The 17,592-nt window shown below is 69.9% G+C and carries 4 protein-coding genes; 3 read left to right on the plus strand and 1 reads right to left on the minus strand.

Features of this window, described 5'->3' with window-relative positions:
• Nucleotides 1–78: 78 nt before the first annotated feature.
• From ACYVN4_RS40250 to ACYVN4_RS40260, 3 genes are all read left to right on the plus strand, one after another.
• Entirely contained in the window at nt 79–14,070 is a 13,992-nt protein-coding gene (locus ACYVN4_RS40250; protein ID WP_460728695.1) for an amino acid adenylation domain-containing protein, read from the plus strand.
• A 293-nt stretch (nt 14,071–14,363) separates the two neighbouring features.
• A complete protein-coding gene (locus ACYVN4_RS40255) occupies nt 14,364–15,356 on the plus strand; it encodes an alpha/beta hydrolase (RefSeq protein WP_460728978.1) in 993 nt (330 codons plus the stop codon).
• Between the two features lie 124 nt (nt 15,357–15,480).
• Nucleotides 15,481–16,731, plus strand: coding sequence for an Nramp family divalent metal transporter (locus ACYVN4_RS40260; RefSeq protein ID WP_460728697.1), 1,251 nt, complete (start codon nt 15,481–15,483; stop codon nt 16,729–16,731).
• A gap of 9 nt (nt 16,732–16,740) precedes the next feature.
• On the opposite strand, the gene ACYVN4_RS40265 is transcribed toward ACYVN4_RS40260, so the two are convergent.
• Nucleotides 16,741–17,535: an enoyl-CoA hydratase-related protein gene (locus tag ACYVN4_RS40265; RefSeq protein WP_460728699.1), complete on the minus strand. Its 795-nt coding sequence runs from the start codon at nt 17,533–17,535 to the stop codon at nt 16,741–16,743.
• Between the last annotated feature and the right edge of the window lie 57 nt (nt 17,536–17,592).

Below are 17,592 nucleotides of genomic sequence, written 5' to 3' on the forward strand. Positions count from 1 at the left end.
TATCTTGCGCGACCGTTCCCTGACTGAAGGTAACGGTTGGCGCATCCCTGATCGATGGATCAGGATGTGTGCTTCAGCATGCGCGCAGGTACGACGGCAAGGGATGAGGCAGCGGTTCATGGTTCGGGCGGCCGGGGAACAGGGCAAGACGACGTACGCGGGAGCGCAGGCATGACCCGCCCGGTTCGCCAGCGACCCACCCGCACCCGTCGGCCACGCGTCACCACCCTGCCGCAGCTCATGGCTGCCGCGGCCGAGGCCAACCCGAGCGGCCTCGCCGTCGTCTACGCCGACGCGAGCGCCACGCTGGGCACCCTGACCTACGCCGAACTCGACGCCCGGTCCACGCGCCTGGCCCGGCTGCTCATCGACCGGGGGATCGGGCCCGAAGATCTGGTGGCCATCGGCATTCCCCGTTCGCTGGACTCGGTGGTCGCGGTGTGGGCCGTCGCCAAGACCGGCGCCGGATATGTCCCCGTCGATCCGAACTATCCGCAGGACCGGGTGACCCATATGGTCACCGACTCGCGGGCCGTGCTCGGGCTGACCGTCGCCAAGGTGCGCGCGGACCTGGCCGACGATGTCGAATGGCTGACCCTCGACGCCCCGGACCTCGTGCTCGAGGCCGCGGAGTACCCGGAGGAGGCCGTCACCTCCACCGATCGGGTGCGGCCGCTGCGCGCCGAACATCCGGCCTATGTCATCTACACCTCCGGCTCGACCGGCAAGCCCAAGGGTGTCGTCGTCACGCAGGCGGGACTGTCCGGGTTCTGCGACGAGCAGCGGGAGCGCTATCGCACCGGAACCGATTCGCGAGCACTGCATTTCGCGTCGCCGTCGTTCGACGCCTCGGTGCTGGAACTGCTGCTCGCGCTCGGTGGCGCGGGTGCGCTGGTGGTCGCCTCGCCCGATGTGCTCGGCGGCGACGAACTGGCGGCGCTGCTGCGCCGCGAGCGGGTCACCCATGCCTTCATCACGCCCGCCGCGCTGGCCTCGGTCGATCCGGCCGGGCTCGACGACCTGCGGGTCGTGGTCGCCGGTGGTGAGGCCTGCCCGCCGGATCTGGTGCGGCGCTGGGTACTTCCGCTCGCCGGGGGCTCCGACCGCGAGTTCTACAACGGGTACGGGCCCACCGAGACCACCATCATGACCAATATCAGCGCACCGCTGGTGCCGGGTGAACTGGTCACCATCGGCGCACCCGTGCGCGGCATCACCGAATACGTGCTCGACGAGCGGCTCGTGCCCGTGCTCGACGGCGTCGTGGGTGAGCTCTACATCAGCGGCGCGCAGGTGGCGCGCGGCTACCACGCGCGGCCCGCGCTGACGGCGGCCCGTTTCGTCGCGAATCCCTTGGACCCCAGCGGTTCCCGGATCTACCGCACCGGTGACGTGGTGCGCCGCCTGCCCTCGGGCGAGGTGGAATACCTGGGGCGCAACGACTTCCAGGTCAAGATTCGTGGTTTCCGCATCGAACTCGGCGAGATCGACGCGGTGCTCGGCTCGCATGCCAGCGTGGACTTCGCGGTCACCGTCGGCCACAAACTCGACACCGGCGCAACGATTCTGGCCGGATACGTGCATGCCGCGCCCGGCGCGAGCGTGGACGTGGACGAGCTGACCGCGTACGCCGAACAGAGCCTGCCCGCGCACATGGTGCCCACCACCATCACGGTGCTGGACGTCATTCCGCTGACGCCGGTCGGCAAGCTGGATCGGGCGGCGCTGCCCGCACCGCACTTGCGCACCAAGGAATTCCGCGCGCCGCAGGGGCGGCTCGAGGATTTGGTCGCGGGTGTCTTTGCCGATCTGCTGGAACCGGCCGATCCGATCGGCGCGGATGACGACTTCTTCGAACTGGGCGGCAACTCGCTGATCGCCACCCGGGTCGCGGCCCGGCTGGGCGCGGAGATCTCCGCGCGCGTTCCGGCCCGGGTCATCTTCACCGCGTCCACCGTGGCCGCGCTGGCCGCACAGCTGGAACCCCTGGTGGGTGCCGGGGGACGGCCCGCGCTTGCCACACAGCCGCGCCCCGACCGCATTCCGCTGTCGCTGGCGCAGCAGCGCATGTGGTTCCTCAACCAGTTCGATCCGGGCTCGGCCGCCAACAACATTCCCTTCGCGATCCGGCTGCACTCGACCGATCCGGGCACCGACGCGCTCGATATTCCCGCTCTACGGGCCGCCATCGCTGATCTGGTCGAGCGGCACGAGACGCTGCGCACCGTGTACCCGGCTGTGGACGGCACCGGGTACCAGGTGATTCTGCCTGCGGCGCAGGCGATTCCGTCCTTGACGCCGCAGGCCGTCGCGCCGGACCGGGTGCCCGCCTGGCTGCTGGAGCTGGCCGGGCGCGGCTTCGATGTGGCCGCCGAGGTGCCGCTGCGCATCGAACTGGCCGAGATCGGGGCCGGTGACTATGTCATTGCGGTGGTCGTGCACCACATCGCCGCCGACGGGGCGTCGGTGGGACCGTTCATGCGGGACCTGCTGACCGCCTACTTCGCACACCACGGTGGCGCGGCGGTGGCGTGGGAGCCGCTCGCGGTGCAGTACGCCGACTACACGCTGTGGCAGCGGGCGCTGCTCGGCGACGAACAGCAGGCCGATTCGCTGGCCGCGAGCCAGATCGCCTACTGGCGAGAGGCCTTGGCGGGCATCCCGGATCGCCTCGAACTGCCCGCCGACCGGCCGCGGCCCTCGATCGCCAGCGGGCGCGGCGCGGTGCACAAGTTCGAGATCGACGCCGCCCTGCACGGGCGCCTCGACGAGCTCGCCCAGCGCAGCGGCGCCTCGCCGTTCATGGTGATGCACAGCGCGCTCGCCACCCTGCTCGGGCGCCTGTCCGGCACCGAGGACGTCGTGATCGGCACCCCGGTCGCGGGCCGCGGTGAGCGCGAACTCGACGACCTGATCGGCATGTTCGTCAACACGCTGGTACTGCGCACCCGCATCGACCCCACCGCCACCTTCGCCGAGCTGCTCGATACCGCGAAAGAGACCGATCTGGCGGCCTTCTCGCATGCCGAACTGCCGTTCGAACGCCTGGTGGAGGTTCTCGACCCGGTCCGCTCGCAGGCGCATCACCCGCTGTTCCAGGTGGCGTTGTTCTTCCACAATATCGAGACCCCGCGCCTGGAACTGCCCGGTCTGCGCGCCGAGGCCGTCGAACTCGACGGCGCGGTAGCGAAATTCGATCTGCAGCTGTCGGTGATCCCGCGGGTCACGGACGGTGTCGCGGCCGGCATGACGGCCGTATTCACCTATGCCACCGACCTTTTCGACGAGGAGACGGTCGCCGGATTCGGTGATCGGCTGGTGCGGTTGCTGTCCGGCATCGCCGCCGATCCGCAGACCCGTCTGGGCGAGTTCGACCTGCTCTCCGCCGCCGAGCGCGAGCGAATCCTGCTGGGCTGGAACGACACCCGGCATCCGGTCGCGCCGGAGCTGCTGCTCGACGGCTACCGCCGGGCCGTGGCCGCGCATCCGGACGCCGTCGCCCTGCACTTCGAGGGCACCGAGCTCACCTACCGCGAATTCGATCAGCGGGTCAACAAGCTCGCGCGCCTGCTCATCGCCTACGGGGTCGGCCCGGAGGCGCTGGTCGGCCTGTCGCTGCGGCGCTCGCCCGAACTCGTGATCGGCATGTACGCGGTGCTCACCGCGGGTGGCGCGTACGTGCCGCTGGACCCGGATCATCCGGCCGACCGCATCGCCCACATCCTCGAAACCGCGCAACCCGCCTGCGTTTTGACCACCATCGCCGACGCGATCCCGGTTCCGGACGACACCGGCGTGGTCTACCTGGACGTGCTCGACAACAGCGTGTTCAACGGCGCGCCTTTGAATCCGGGCGAACTGCTCGGCCGGGTGCTGCCCGAGCATCCCGCCTACGTCATCTTCACCTCCGGGTCCACCGGTCGGCCCAAGGGCGTCGCCGTCTCGCACGCGGCGATCCACAACCAGACCACCTGGATGCTGGACGAGTACCCGATGGGTCCGGGCGACGTCTACCTGCAGAAGACCGCGACCACCTTCGACGTGTCGCTGTGGGGCTACTTCATGCCGTTGCGGACCGGCGCCAAGCTCGTGGTCGCGACCCACGACGGGCATCGCGATCCGCAGTACGTGGCCGAATCCATTGCGCGCCACGGGGTCACGGTCACCGACTTCGTGCCGTCCATGCTGACCGTGTTCGCCGCGCATACCGCGCCCGGAGCCCTCGACAGCCTGCGCGATGTGTTCGTCATCGGTGAGGCGCTGCCGCCGGAGACCGTGGCCGCCTTCGCCGCGGTGAGTGGTGCGAAGGTGCACAACCTGTACGGGCCGACCGAGGCCGCGGTGTCGGTGACCTACTGGCAGGCGCGCGGCGACGAGAAGCCGACCGTGCCGATCGGGTTGCCACAGTGGAACACTCGCGTCTACGTGCTGGACGCGCTGCTGCGGGCGGTGCCCGCGGGCGTCGCCGGTGAGCTGTACCTGGCCGGTGACCAGCTGGCGCGCGGCTACGTGCGACGGCCGGATCTGACCTCGGATCGCTTCGTGGCCAACCCCTTCGGTGCCGGTGAGCGGATGTACCGCACCGGTGACCTGGTGGTGTGGCGCGACGCCGAAGCGGATCGTCCGGCGCGGCTGGACTACATCGGGCGCACCGACTTCCAGGTGAAGTTCCGTGGCCAGCGCATCGAGCTCGGCGAGATCGAGACCGCGCTGCTGGCCCAGCCGGTCGTCTCGGCGGCCGTCGCCCTGGTGATGCCCTCGGATCTCGGTGATCAGCTGGTCGCCTACGCGGTGCCGAAGCCGGGACAGGCCATCGACGCGGCCGAACTGCTGCCCGCGCTCGCGAATCACCTGCCCGCGTACATGATTCCGGCCACCATCGTGGCGCTCGACGCCTTCCCGTTGAACGCCTCCGGCAAGCTGGATCGCAAGGCGCTGCCCGCGCCCACCTTCATCGGACGCGAATTCCGGGCTCCCGCAACGGCGGTCGAGGAGATCGTGGCCGGGGTGTTCGCCGAGGTGCTCGGGGTGGCCCGGGTCGGCGCGGACGACGACTTCTTCGCGCTCGGCGGCAACTCGCTGGTGGCGACGCAAGTGGTGGCCCGACTCGGGGTCGCCATCGGGGACCGGGTGCCGGTGCGCGCGCTGTTCGAGACGCCGACCGTCACCGCGCTGGCGAGCGCCATCGAATCGCTGGCCCGCAGTGGGCGTGCTCAGCTGCTGGGCAGCATCGAACGACCGGAACAGCTGCCGTTGTCGCCTGCGCAGCAGCGCATGTGGTTCCTCAACCGCTTCGAGGACCAGGGCGACGGCACCATCGGGGCGGGCTCGGCGGCCTACAACCTGCCGTTCGCGCTGCGCATCACCGGCCATCTCGACGTGGCCGCGCTGACCCTCGCACTCGACGATGTGGTGTCGCGCCACGAGGTGCTGCGCACCGTGTACCCGGAGACTCCCGAGGGCCCGGTGCAGGTGGTGCTGCCGGTGGGCGAGGACACCGCCGCCGCGCGCCTGGAGTCGGTGCGGGTCACCGAGGCCGAGGTCGCCGCCTCCGTCTACGAACTCGCCGTGACCCCGTTCGATGTCACCCGGCAGGTGCCGATCCGGGTGCGACTGCTCGAAATCGCCGACGCTGCAGCCGGTTCGGAGTATGTGCTGGCCGTGGTCGCGCACCACATCGCCGCCGACGGCTCGTCCATGGCTCCGCTCTCGCGCGACATCATGACCGCCTACGCGTCCCGTGTCGCGGGCGCGGAGCCCGGTTGGGCCCCGCTGGCCGTGCAGTACGCCGACTTCGCGCTGTGGCAGCGGGCTGTGCTGGGTGACGAATCCGATCCGGAATCCGTTGCCGCCCAGCAGATCGCCTACTGGCGCAAGGCTCTCGACGGCCTGCCCGACCTGCTCGAACTGCCCACCGACCGGCCGCGCCCCGCGGTCGCCTCGCTGGCCGGATCGCGCGTCAACGTGGTCATCGACGCCGACATCCACGCCGGCCTGACCCGCCTGGCGCGCGAGCACAACGCCACCCTGTTCATGGTGGTGCACACCGCGTTCGCGCTGCTGCTGTCGCGACTGTCCGGCACCGCCGACATCGCCATCGGCACCCCGATGGCCGGCCGTGGCGAACGCGAACTCGACGATCTGATCGGCATGTTCGTCAACCAGGTCGTGTTCCACACGCACGTGGACGGCGACGACACCTTCGCCGACCTGCTGGCGCGGCAGCGCGAAACCGATCTGCAGGCGTTCTCGCACGCCGACATTCCGTTCGAGCGGCTCGTCGAGGTGCTCAGCCCGCCGCGCTCGACCGCGCACCACCCGCTGTTCCAGGTCGGCCTGTCGTTCCAGAACATGGCGCAGGAGAGCCTCGAACTGCCGGGGCTGCGCATTGCCGGGCTGCGCGCGGATGTCGAAGTGTCGCAGTTCGATCTGCACCTGATCGTGTCCGACGCCTACGACGAGGCCGGGACGCCCACCGGGATCGGCGGCTTCATCACCTACGCCTCCGACCTCTACGACGCCGCGACCGTCGCGGGGCTGCTGGACCGCCTGCAGCGCCTGCTCGCCGCCGTCGTGGCGGACGCCTCCGTCCGGGCCGGGGACATCGATCTGATGTCCGCGCAGGAGCGGGCCGACATCGTCCTGGGGCGCAATGCCACCGCGCATCGGGTGGACGCGGCCGCCACGCTGGCCTCGCTGCTCAACGCGGGCGTGACCGCCGCACCCGAGAACGCCGCACTGGTCGCACCCGACGGCACCCGCATCACCTACGGTGAACTCGGGCTGCGGGTCAATCGCCTGGCGCGCTACCTGATTTCGCGCGGCGTCGGCCCCGAGACCCGGGTGGCGCTGGCGCTGCGACGCTCGGTGGATCTGGTCGTCGCCATGTACGCGGTGTCGGTCGCCGGTGGCGTGTACGTGCCGGTGGATCCGGATCAGCCGGACGAGCGGACCGGGTACATCCTCAAGACCGCCGCGCCGCTGTGCGTGCTCACCAACTCCGAATCCGGTTTCGACTCCATGCTCGCGCCGGTCATGAACCTGGCCGATCTGCGGCTGGAATCCTTTGCCGGACACGGGGTCACCAATGCCGAGCGGCTGGCGCCGCTGCGGCCGGGCAATACCGCCTACGTCATCTTCACCTCCGGATCGACCGGCCGGCCGAAGGGTGTGGCGGTGCCGCACCAGGCGGTCGTCAACCAGTTGCGCTGGAAGGCCACGGAATTCGGGCTCGGCGCGCGGGACGCGGTGCTGCTCAAGACCGCCGCCACCTTCGACCTGTCGGTGTGGGAATTCTGGTCGGCCGCCGTCTCCGGCGGACGCCTGGTGATCGCCTCGGCCGACGGGCACCGCGACCCGGCCTACCTCAACCAGCTCATGGACCGCGAGGGCGTCACCACGCTGCACGTGGTGCCGTCCATGCTGGACGCGCTGATGACCGAATCCGGTGGGGTGCTGACGGATTCGCTGCGCCGCGTGCTGGCCATCGGTGAGGCGCTGCCCGCGGCCGTGGCCCAGCGCTTCCGCACCGAGAACCCGGACACCGCGCTGTTCAACCTCTACGGGCCGACCGAGGCGGCGGTGTCCATCACCAGCCACGCGGTCACCGACGCGGACCAGGGGTCCGTGCCGATCGGCGCGCCGGAATGGAACAGCCGCGTCTACGTCCTCGACGCCCGGCTGCGGCCGGTGCCGGTGGGCGTGTCCGGCGAGCTGTACCTGGCCGGTGCGCAGCTGGCCCGCGGCTACTTCGCACGACCGGACCTGACCGCGGATCGCTTCGTGGCCAACCCGTTCGGGCACGGCGAGCGGATGTACCGCACCGGTGACCTGGTGGCCTGGAATGCCGCCGGAGAGCTGGAGTACCGGGGACGCACCGACTTCCAGGTGAAGATCCGTGGCTTCCGTATCGAGCTCGGTGAGATCGAGGCCGCGCTGCTGGCGTTGCCGCCGGTCGCGCAGGTCGCGGTGCTGGCCAAGTCGGATGCCCGCACGGGCGACCGGCTGGTCGCCTACCTGGTGCCCGCCGACTCGGATATCGATGTGGCGCAGGTGAAGTCGGCGCTGGCCGCCGCGCTGCCGTCGTACATGGTGCCGTCGGCGTTCGTGGTGCTGGAGGCCTTGCCGCTCAATGTGAACGGCAAGCTGGACCGTAAAGCCCTGCCGGACCCCGAATTCGAGGCCACCGCCTACCGGGCCCCGTCCACCCCGATCGAGGAGATCGTGGCGGGCGTGTTCACCGACGTGCTCGGCGCCGAGCGGGTCGGCGCGGACGACGACTTCTTCGCCTTGGGTGGAAACTCGCTGGTGGCAACGCAGGTCGCGGCCCGCCTGGGCGCGGCCCTCGACACTCGCGTGCCCGTCCGGATCCTCTTCGAGGCGCCCACCGTCGCCGCTCTCGCCATCAAGGTGGAGCAGCACGCGGGCCTGGGCCGCAAGGCGCTGACCGCCGGACCGCGACCGGAGCACATTCCGCTGTCGCTGGCCCAGCAGCGCATGTGGTTCCTCAACCAGTTCGACACCACGTCGGCGGCCTACAACATCCCGGCCGCCGTCCGACTGACCGGCGAGCTGAATGTGGCTGCGCTGCAACAGGCCGTGGCCGACACCATCGGTCGCCACGAGTCGCTGCGGACGGTCTACCCGCAGCTCGACGGTGAAGCGCGGCAGGTGATCCGGCCCGCCGCCCAGGTGGTGCCCGACCTCACGCCGAGCCTGGTCACCGCGGGCTCGCTGCCCCACCGCATCGCGGGCATCCTCGCCACCGGATTCGACGTGGCACGCGAGGTTCCGTTGCGGGCCAAGCTCTTCCGCGTCGAGGGTGCCGATGCCGAGCATGTGCTCGTCTTCGTGGCGCACCACATCAGCGCCGACGGCTGGTCGATGGGCCCGTTCACCCGCGACATCATGCTGGCGTATGCGGCACGCATCAATGGCGACGCTCCGGCGTGGGCTCCGCTGCCGGTGCAGTACGCGGATTACACGCTGTGGCAGCGCGAAGTGCTGGGCTCCGAAGAAGATCCGGAGAGCCTGATCTCCGCGCAGGCCGACTTCTGGCGGACCACGCTGGCCGGGCTGCCGGACGAGCTGAACCTGCCGTCGGACCGTCCGCGCCCGCCGGTGGCGTCGTTGCGTGGCGGCACGGTTTCCTTCGAGATCGGTGCCGAGCTGCAGCAGGCGCTGCAAACCCTTGCGCGGGAACGCAATGCGACGCTGTTCATGGTGATGCACACCGCACTCGCGGTGTTCCTGTCGCGGCTCTCGGGTACCGACGACATTGCGATCGGTACGCCGATCGCGGGTCGTGGTGAGGCCGAACTCGATGACGTGATCGGCATGTTCGTCAACACGCTGGTGCTGCGCACCCGCGTGGCCGGGCAGCAGACCTTCGACGAGCTCCTCGCCGAGGTCAAGGACGCCGACCTGGCGGCCTTCGCACACGCCGACGTCCCGTTCGAGCGACTGGTCGAACTGCTCAACCCCGAGCGCTCCACCGCGCGCAATCCGCTGTTCCAGGTGGCGTTGTCGTTCGAGAATCTGCCCGATGCCGGGTTCGAACTGCCCGGATTGCGGGTCGGCGCGGTCGATTTCGAGGTCGACACCGCGAAATTCGATCTGCAGTTGACCGTCGTCGGCGGCGGCGACGCCGGTGCGACCGGCATCCTCACCTTCGCCCGCGACCTGTTCGACGCGGCCACGGTGGAGGTGTTCGGGCAGCGCTTCCTGCGCCTGCTCACCGATATCGCGGCCCGGCCGCGGCATGCGGTCGGCGATCTGGAACTGCTGTCGCCCACCGAATTCGCGGATCTCACCGCTCGCACCGGCGGCCCGGCGCAGCGGCCCGGCACCCTGCCGGAACTGCTGCGCGCGGCGGTCCGGGCCAACCCGACCGGCCCCGCGGTCGTGCTGCGCGGGCGCGCCTTCAGCTACACCGATCTGGATGCGGCCTCCTCGAAGCTGGCGCGCGCCCTGATCAACCACGGTGCCGGACCGGAAGTCCGGGTGGCCGTGGCGCTGCGGCGGTCCATCGAATCGGTGCTGGCCACCTGGGGTGTCACCAAGACCGGCGCCGCCTTCGTGCCGATCGATCCCGACTACCCGGCCGAGCGGATCGGCCACATGATCACCGATTCCGGTGCGCGACTGGGCCTCGCGCTGAGCGCGGATATCGTCGCGCTGCGCGAACTCTCGGCCGACATCGAGTGGATCGCGCTCGACGAGCACCGGTTCGTGGTCGAGGTCGACCGGCGCTCGGACGCGCCGATCACCGACGCCGATCGCCGCCACCCGCTGCGACCCGATCACGCGGCCTACGTCATCTACACCTCCGGCTCGACCGGCGTGCCCAAGGGCGTCGTGGTCGCCCACGCCGGTCTGGCCACCTTCTCCGCCGCCCAGGTCGAATGGTACGGGCTCGACTCCAGCACGCGCGCACTGCATTTCGCGTCGCCGTCGTTCGACGCGTCGATGCTGGAATTCCTGCTCGCCATCGGCGCGGGCGGCGCGCTCGTGGTGGTGCCGCCGGGCACCTACGGCGGCGAGGAGCTCGCCGAGCTGATCCGCCGCGAGCAGGTCAGCCACGCGTTCATCACCACCGCCGCCCTGTCCACCTTCGATCCCACGGGCCTCGACACGCTGCGCGTGCTCGCCACCGGTGGCGAGGCCATGCCCGTCGACCTGGCCGACAAGTGGGCGGTGCCGCTGGGCGACGCGGACGGCACCGTGCGCCGCTTCCACAATGTCTACGGTCCGACCGAGACCACCGTCGTCACGACCATCGGAAAGCCGCTGCTGCCGGGCGATCCGGTGACCATCGGCGGCCCGATCGCGGGTACGCAGGCCCTCGTCCTCGACAACCGGTTGCGGCCGGTGCCGGTGGGCGCGTCGGGCGAGCTGTACCTGTCGGGCATCCAGCTGGCGCGCGGCTACCACGCGCGGCCGGGCCTGACCGCGGATCGCTTCGTGGCCAACCCGTTTGCCACCGGCGTGCGCATGTACCGCACCGGTGACGTGGTGCGCTGGACCGCGGACGGACTCATCGAATACGTGGGCCGCTCCGACTTCCAGGTCAAGATCCGCGGCTTCCGTATCGAACTCGGCGAGATCGACGCCGTGCTCGGCGCGCACGAGAGCGTGGACTTCGCGGTCACCATCGGCCACCGCACCGCCGCCGGAGCCACCATCCTGGCGTCCTACGTGCGGGCCGCGCAGGGACAGACGATCGACACTTCGGTGCTCACCGCGCATGTCGCGAGCCGACTGCCGGAATACATGGTGCCGACGGCCATTACGGTCCTCGATGCCATCCCGCTGACCCCCGCGGGCAAGCTGGATCGCCGGGCCCTGCCCGAGCCGGTGCTCACCCGCCGCGAATTCCAGGCTCCGAGAACACCTCTGGAGCAGACGGTGGCCGGGGTCGTGGCCGAGGTACTCGGTGTCGACCGGGTCGGCGTGGCGGACAACTTCTTCTCCCTCGGCGGCAACTCGCTGCTGGCCACCCGTGTGGTCAGCGAACTGAACCAGCGCCTCGACGGGGCCAATGTGCGGGTCGCGTGGTTCTTCACCGACCCGACCGTGGCCGGGCTCAGCGCGCGCATCGCCGACGGCACCGACGCCGACTCCGAGATCGAGGCCAGCCTCGCGCCGATCCTGTCGATCCGCGCCGAAGGCTCCCGGCCGCCGCTGTTCTGCGCGCCGCCGCTGTCCGGCCTGGCCTGGCCGTTCGCCGGACTCGCCGAGCACCTGCCCGCGGATCAGCCGATCCTCGGTCTGCAATCACCCGCGCTCACCGAGAACGACTACGACCCGGCCACTTTCGGGGAGATGATCGGGCGCTACCTCGAGGCCATGCGTTCGGTGCAGCCGCACGGGCCGTACCGGATCATCGGCTACTCCATGGGCGGTCTGATCGCCCACGCGCTGGCCACCGAACTGCGGGCGGCGGGGGAGCAGGTCGAGCTGCTCGGTCTGCTCGACGCCTTCCCGGAAATCGACCTCGAGTACTTCCGGTCCACGGTGCGTGCGGAATTCATGCAGCTCGGCGTGCCCGCCGACGCCTTCCCCGCCGACCTGCGCGACCTGGGCGACGACGCGCTCGCCGCCCTCACCGCTGCGTTGCCGCCGGAACTCGCCGTGCTCACCCTGGACCGGATGCGTCGCATCTACCGGGGCGCCATGGGGGCCGTGCAGTTGATCACCGAATACCGGCCCGACCGGTTCGACGGGCGGATCGAACTGTTCCGGGCCACCGTGCACGACGACGGCGAACGGGCCGGAGCGGCCGCGGAATGGTCGCCGTTCGCGGCCGGTGTCTCCGATTACGCTGTGCCGCTGCGGCATCAGCAGATGACGGGTGCCGAGGCGTTCGCGGAGATCGGGCCGCGACTGGCCGAACTGCTCGCCCGCGCCGACGCCGGCGAGCAGGCTCCGGCCGAACTCGAGGTTGCCGAATCCGAGGCCATCGAAACCGAGGCCGCCGAATCTGCTGCGGCAGCGGACGAATGGGACTCCGGGGCGGACTGGGCCATCACCCAGGTGCTGCCGATCATCCGGCCCGAGGATCTGGCCGCCGGTCTGAAGCCCGCCGAGGTTGACGACGCTGACGAAGCCGATGACGTCGTCGAGATCGAGGCCGAGGCGACACCCGAGCCGGTGGTCGCGGCCCCGGTCGAGGACGAGCCGAAGGCGGCAGCGGACGAGCCGAAGGTGGAAGCGGCGCAACCCGTATCCGCCCGCCCCGTCCACATCGAACCGCGACTGACCTCCGTCGGTGACGTCTCGCCGCTCCCGGCCGGTGCGGTCGGCCTGCTCGAGGTGGAGCCGTCCGGACTCTGGGTCCGCGCCATCACCATCGATATCGCCGCGGGCATCTCCGGCACCCGGGTGCGTCGCTCGGTGGCCACCCTGCTCGACCGCCACCCCGGCCTGTGGGCCCGGCTGCGGCGCGACGGCGACGCGGTGGCCCTCGACATTCCCACCCAACAGCCGCGCGGGGCGGCCGTGGTCTGGCAGATCGACCCGAACGTCGAAGCCGTCGGCAACCCCATCGAGGCCGTCATCCACGCCGCCTCCGCCGAATTGGATCCCGCCAAGGGGTACAACATGCGGTTCGTGCTCATGGAGAACGTGGACACCGGCGGCGATCCGGCCGACCGGCCCGCCGCCGTGCTGGTGGTCGTCGCCAACGGCCTGGTGGTGGACGACACCTCGTGGCGCACCGTCATCGAGGACCTCACCGCCTCCTGGTCCGGCGGACACTCGACGCCGCACAGCGCCGACGCGCATCCGCTCGGCATCGCCCGCGCGCTCGCGCAGCGGGCCGTCGACGCCGACACCGTCGACGAATTGGCCTGGTGGCGCAAGACACTCGCCGACGTCACCGCGGGTGTGTCCCCGAGCGAAGTGCTCGGCGACACCGAATCCGGTGGGCGCGGCCGAGTCTCGGTGTCCATCACCGGCGAGGGCGCGGCCGCCGTGGATGGCGCGGCACGACGCTACGGCGCGAGCATCGACGACGTGCTGCTGGGCGCGCTGGCCACCGCGCTGCACGATCCGGCCGCCGAAACCCTGCGCAACACATTGGGTTCGGTGGTGCGGCTGCTCGCCGACGGTCGCGACGGCGGCGATGCGGCCGGGCAGCGCACGGTCGGCGCGTTCAGCACCGCCTACCCGTTCCCGCTGCGACTCGAGGGCGTCGACGTCGCCGAGGTGCGCGCCGGTGGCGCGGCGGCGGGCGCGGTCATCGAGCAGGTGCGTGACAGTGCCCGCGAGATCCCGTCGCAGGGCGTCGGTTTCGGGTTGCTGCGGTACCTGAACCCGGAGACGGCCGACGAGATCGCGGCACTGCCGGTGGGCCGCATCGGCTTCCGCTACCGCGATCTGCGCCCGGCGCGGGTCTATCCGGAACCGGTAGCCGACGACCTGTACCTGGATGTCACCGTCGACACCAGTCAGGACGGGCTGGTCGCTCGCTTCGACTTCGTCGGCGCGGTGCTCGGTCTCGATCAGGTCAAGCAGCTCGTGGAGGGCTGGGTGCAGGCCCTGGGCGGGCTTGCCGAACACGGTCGCTGAGAAGGCTGGGAAAGCAGTAACGGAACGATTACGCGCGGCGGTCGGATGTGGCCGCCGCGCGACCAAGTCGTAATATTGCGCGGTGTTGCGGCGATGCAGTAATACGCCACGAAAGAGGCCGTATGGTCTGTCGGGGTCGGTACCACTGGAAAACCCAGGCCGCGGGGTCGCCGACCTCTGAATTCGACACGAGATGAAGGTGCAAAACATTGATTCGTCGACATGTCCGGAACGGAAGGCGCGGGGTGCGTGCCGCGGCCTTCCTCGCTGCCACAGCGGTTCTCACCGGTCTCATGACCGGAGTCGGCGGCGGCACCGCCTCCGCTGACCCGATCATCGACGGCAAGAAGCTGCTGGCCGATCCGGTCTCGGCGGACGGTTCGAAGATCACCAAGGCCGAGATGAAGGACGACCGGAACATCCGGCTCTACGTCTACTCCGCGGCCATGGGCGCCACCTACCCGGTCGATGTGCAGCGGCCCGCCGACGCCTCGGTCCCGCGCCCGACCCTGTACCTGCTCAACGGCGCCGGCGGCGGTCAGGACGACGCCTCCTGGGTCAAGAAGACCAATATCGTCAACGGCTTCCTCGGCGACAAGAACGTCAACGTGGTCCAGCCCATCGGCGGCAAATGGTCCTACTACCAGGACTGGGACAACGACGATCCGGTCCTCGGCCGCAACAAGTGGACCACCTTCTTCAGCGAGGAACTGCCCCCGCTGATCGACGCCGCGCTCGGCACCAACGGCGTCAACGCCATCTCCGGCATCTCCACCTCCGGCACCACGGTGCTCACCCTCGCCGAGGCCAAGCCGGACCTGTACAAGTCCGTCGCCGCCTACTCCGGCTGCGCGCAGATGGCCGACCCGCAGGGCCAGGAGTTCATGCGCCTGACCGTCGAGACCTGGGGTGGCGGCAAGCTTTCCAACATGTACGGTCCGCCGGATTCGCCCGAATGGGCCGAGCACGATCCGGTCATCAATGCCGAAAAGCTGCGCGGCATCAACCTTTACATCTCCTCGGGCAGCGGCCTGCCGGGCCAGTGGGACACCCTCAACGGTCCGTACACCCTGCCGGGCGCGTACGGCCTGGCCAACCAGATCATCGTCGGTGGCGTGATCGAGGCGGGCACCAACTACTGCAGCCACAACCTGGCCAACAAGCTGAACTCGCTGAACATCCCGGCCACCTACAACTTCCGGGCCACCGGCACCCACTCGTGGGGCTACTGGAACGACGAGTTCATCAACTCGTGGCCGGTCCTGGCCCAGGGCCTGGGCATCTAGCCCACCCCTGACGGCATACGACAGCCCGGCACCGCAAGGTGCCGGGCTGTTTGCCGTTATGGCTATGGTCACAAGTCGGCAGGCTGGACTAAACAAAAAGTTAGGGAACCCGTAAACTTTCTCTGTGAGTACCAGTGTGACCGATCAGCGCAGCCCGTTCCAGCGAGCGCGATCGGTCACGGTCCTACTCGGTCCCGCCTTCGTCGCGGCCATCGCCTACGTCGACCCCGGCAATGTCGCGTCGAATATCAGCGCCGGCGCGCAGTACGGCTACCTGCTGGTGTGGGTTGTGGTCATGGCCAACATCATGGCCGGACTGGTCCAGTTCCTGTCCGCGAAACTCGGACTCGTCACCGGGCGGTCGCTGCCGGAAATGGTGCGGGAGCGGTCGAGTCGCCCGGTCCGGATCGGCTACTGGGCACAGGCCGAAACCGTCGCCGTGGCAACCGATCTGGCCGAGGTGGTGGGCGGCGCCATCGCGCTCAACCTGCTGTTCGGGCTGCCGCTACTGGCCGGTGGCGTGGTCACCGGCATCGTGTCGATGGGCCTGCTGCTGATCCAGAACCACCACGGGCAGCAGCCCTTCGAACGGGTGATCACCGGGCTGCTCGGTGTGATCGCCATCGGATTCCTTGCCTCGCTGTTCATCTCGCCGCCCTCGGCCTCGGAAACCGTGGGCGGCTTGGTGCCCCGATTCGACGGCTCGGGCAGCGTGCTGCTGGCGGCGGCCATGATCGGCGCGACCGTGATGCCGCACGTGGTGTATCTGCACTCGGGCATGGCCCGCGACCGGCACGGGCATCCGGAGGCGGGCGCGCCCCGAGATCGGTTGCTGCGCATCACCCGCTACGACGTCGGCCTGGCCATGCTGCTGGCCGGGGCGGTGAACCTGGCCATGCTGCTCACCGCCGCCAGCACGCTGCGCGGCCGTGAGGGCGTGGACACCATCGAAGGCGCGCACGCCGCCATCCGCGACGTCCTCGGCCCGGCCGCCGGACTGCTGCTCGCGGTCGGGCTGCTCGCCTCCGGCCTGGCATCTACCTCGGTCGGGGCCTACGCCGGGGCCATGATCATGCAGGGCCTGCTGCACCGTCACATTCCGCTGGTGATCCGCCGCGTCATCACGCTGATCCCGGCGCTGGTGGTGCTGGCCATCGGCGTCGATCCGACTCGCGCCCTGATCATTTCGCAGGTGGTGCTGTCCTTCGGCATCCCGTTCGCGCTGATTCCGCTGGTGCGTTTCACCAGCGACTCGGGCCTCATGGGCGACAACGTGAACCGCCGCGTCACGACCTGGCTGGCCTGGCTGGTGGCGGCGGTCATCACGGCGCTCAATGTCGTGCTGATCTACCTCACCGCCACCGGAAAGGGCTGACCCGCCTGGCTATTCGCTGAAAACAGCCTTGCGCTTGCCCAGCATGGCGGCCGCGCCCTCGGCGAAATCCGGGGAGTCCAGCAGCTCGCACTGGCCGGACTTCTCGGCGTCCAGCACCGCGTCGAACGAGGTCAGCGCCGCCGTCCCGAGGGCACGCTTGGTGAGCTCGAGGGCGCGGCGCGGGCCGTGCGAGAGCTTGTCGACGGCGGCCTCCACCTTGGCGTCCAACGCCTCCTCGGCGAAGACGCCCGCGATCAGGCCGTGTTCCAGGGCCTTCGCCGCCGGGAGCCGCTCACCCAGCAGGGCCATCTCCGCGGCCAGCGGCCGACCGGCGGCCGCGGCCACCAGCGCCGCCGCGCCACCGTCGGGCATCAGGCCGATATTGATGAAGGCCAGCAGCAGGTAGGCGTCCTCGGACAGGTACGACAGGTCGGCGGCCAGCGCGATGGCCACGCCGATGCCGGCGGCCGAGCCCTTGACCCGGGCGATCACCGGAATCGGGGCCTCGACAATGGCTTTGACCATCCCGTTGGCCCCGTCGAGGATCATCTCGTTGGTGATGCCGCGTTCCGTGTAGGCGTCCGCGGCCGCCAGGTCCGCGCCGGTGCAGAAATCGCCGCCCTCGCCCGTCAGTACGATGACCCGCACGGCCGGGTCGGCGGAGGCGGCCCGCACGGTGTCGCCGAGGCCCACCATGGTGTCGTAGCTGAGCGCATTCTTGCGCTTGGGATTGGTGATGGTGATGCGCAGCACCCGCCCGTCCTGGATCGCGGTGTAACCCGTCGTGGTCGCGATATCGCTCATCGGGCGCTCCCAGATATATATGCGGCGGCAATGCCGCAGACTGTGTTCAGCTTTGCG

The organism is Nocardia heshunensis, assembly GCF_054782115.1.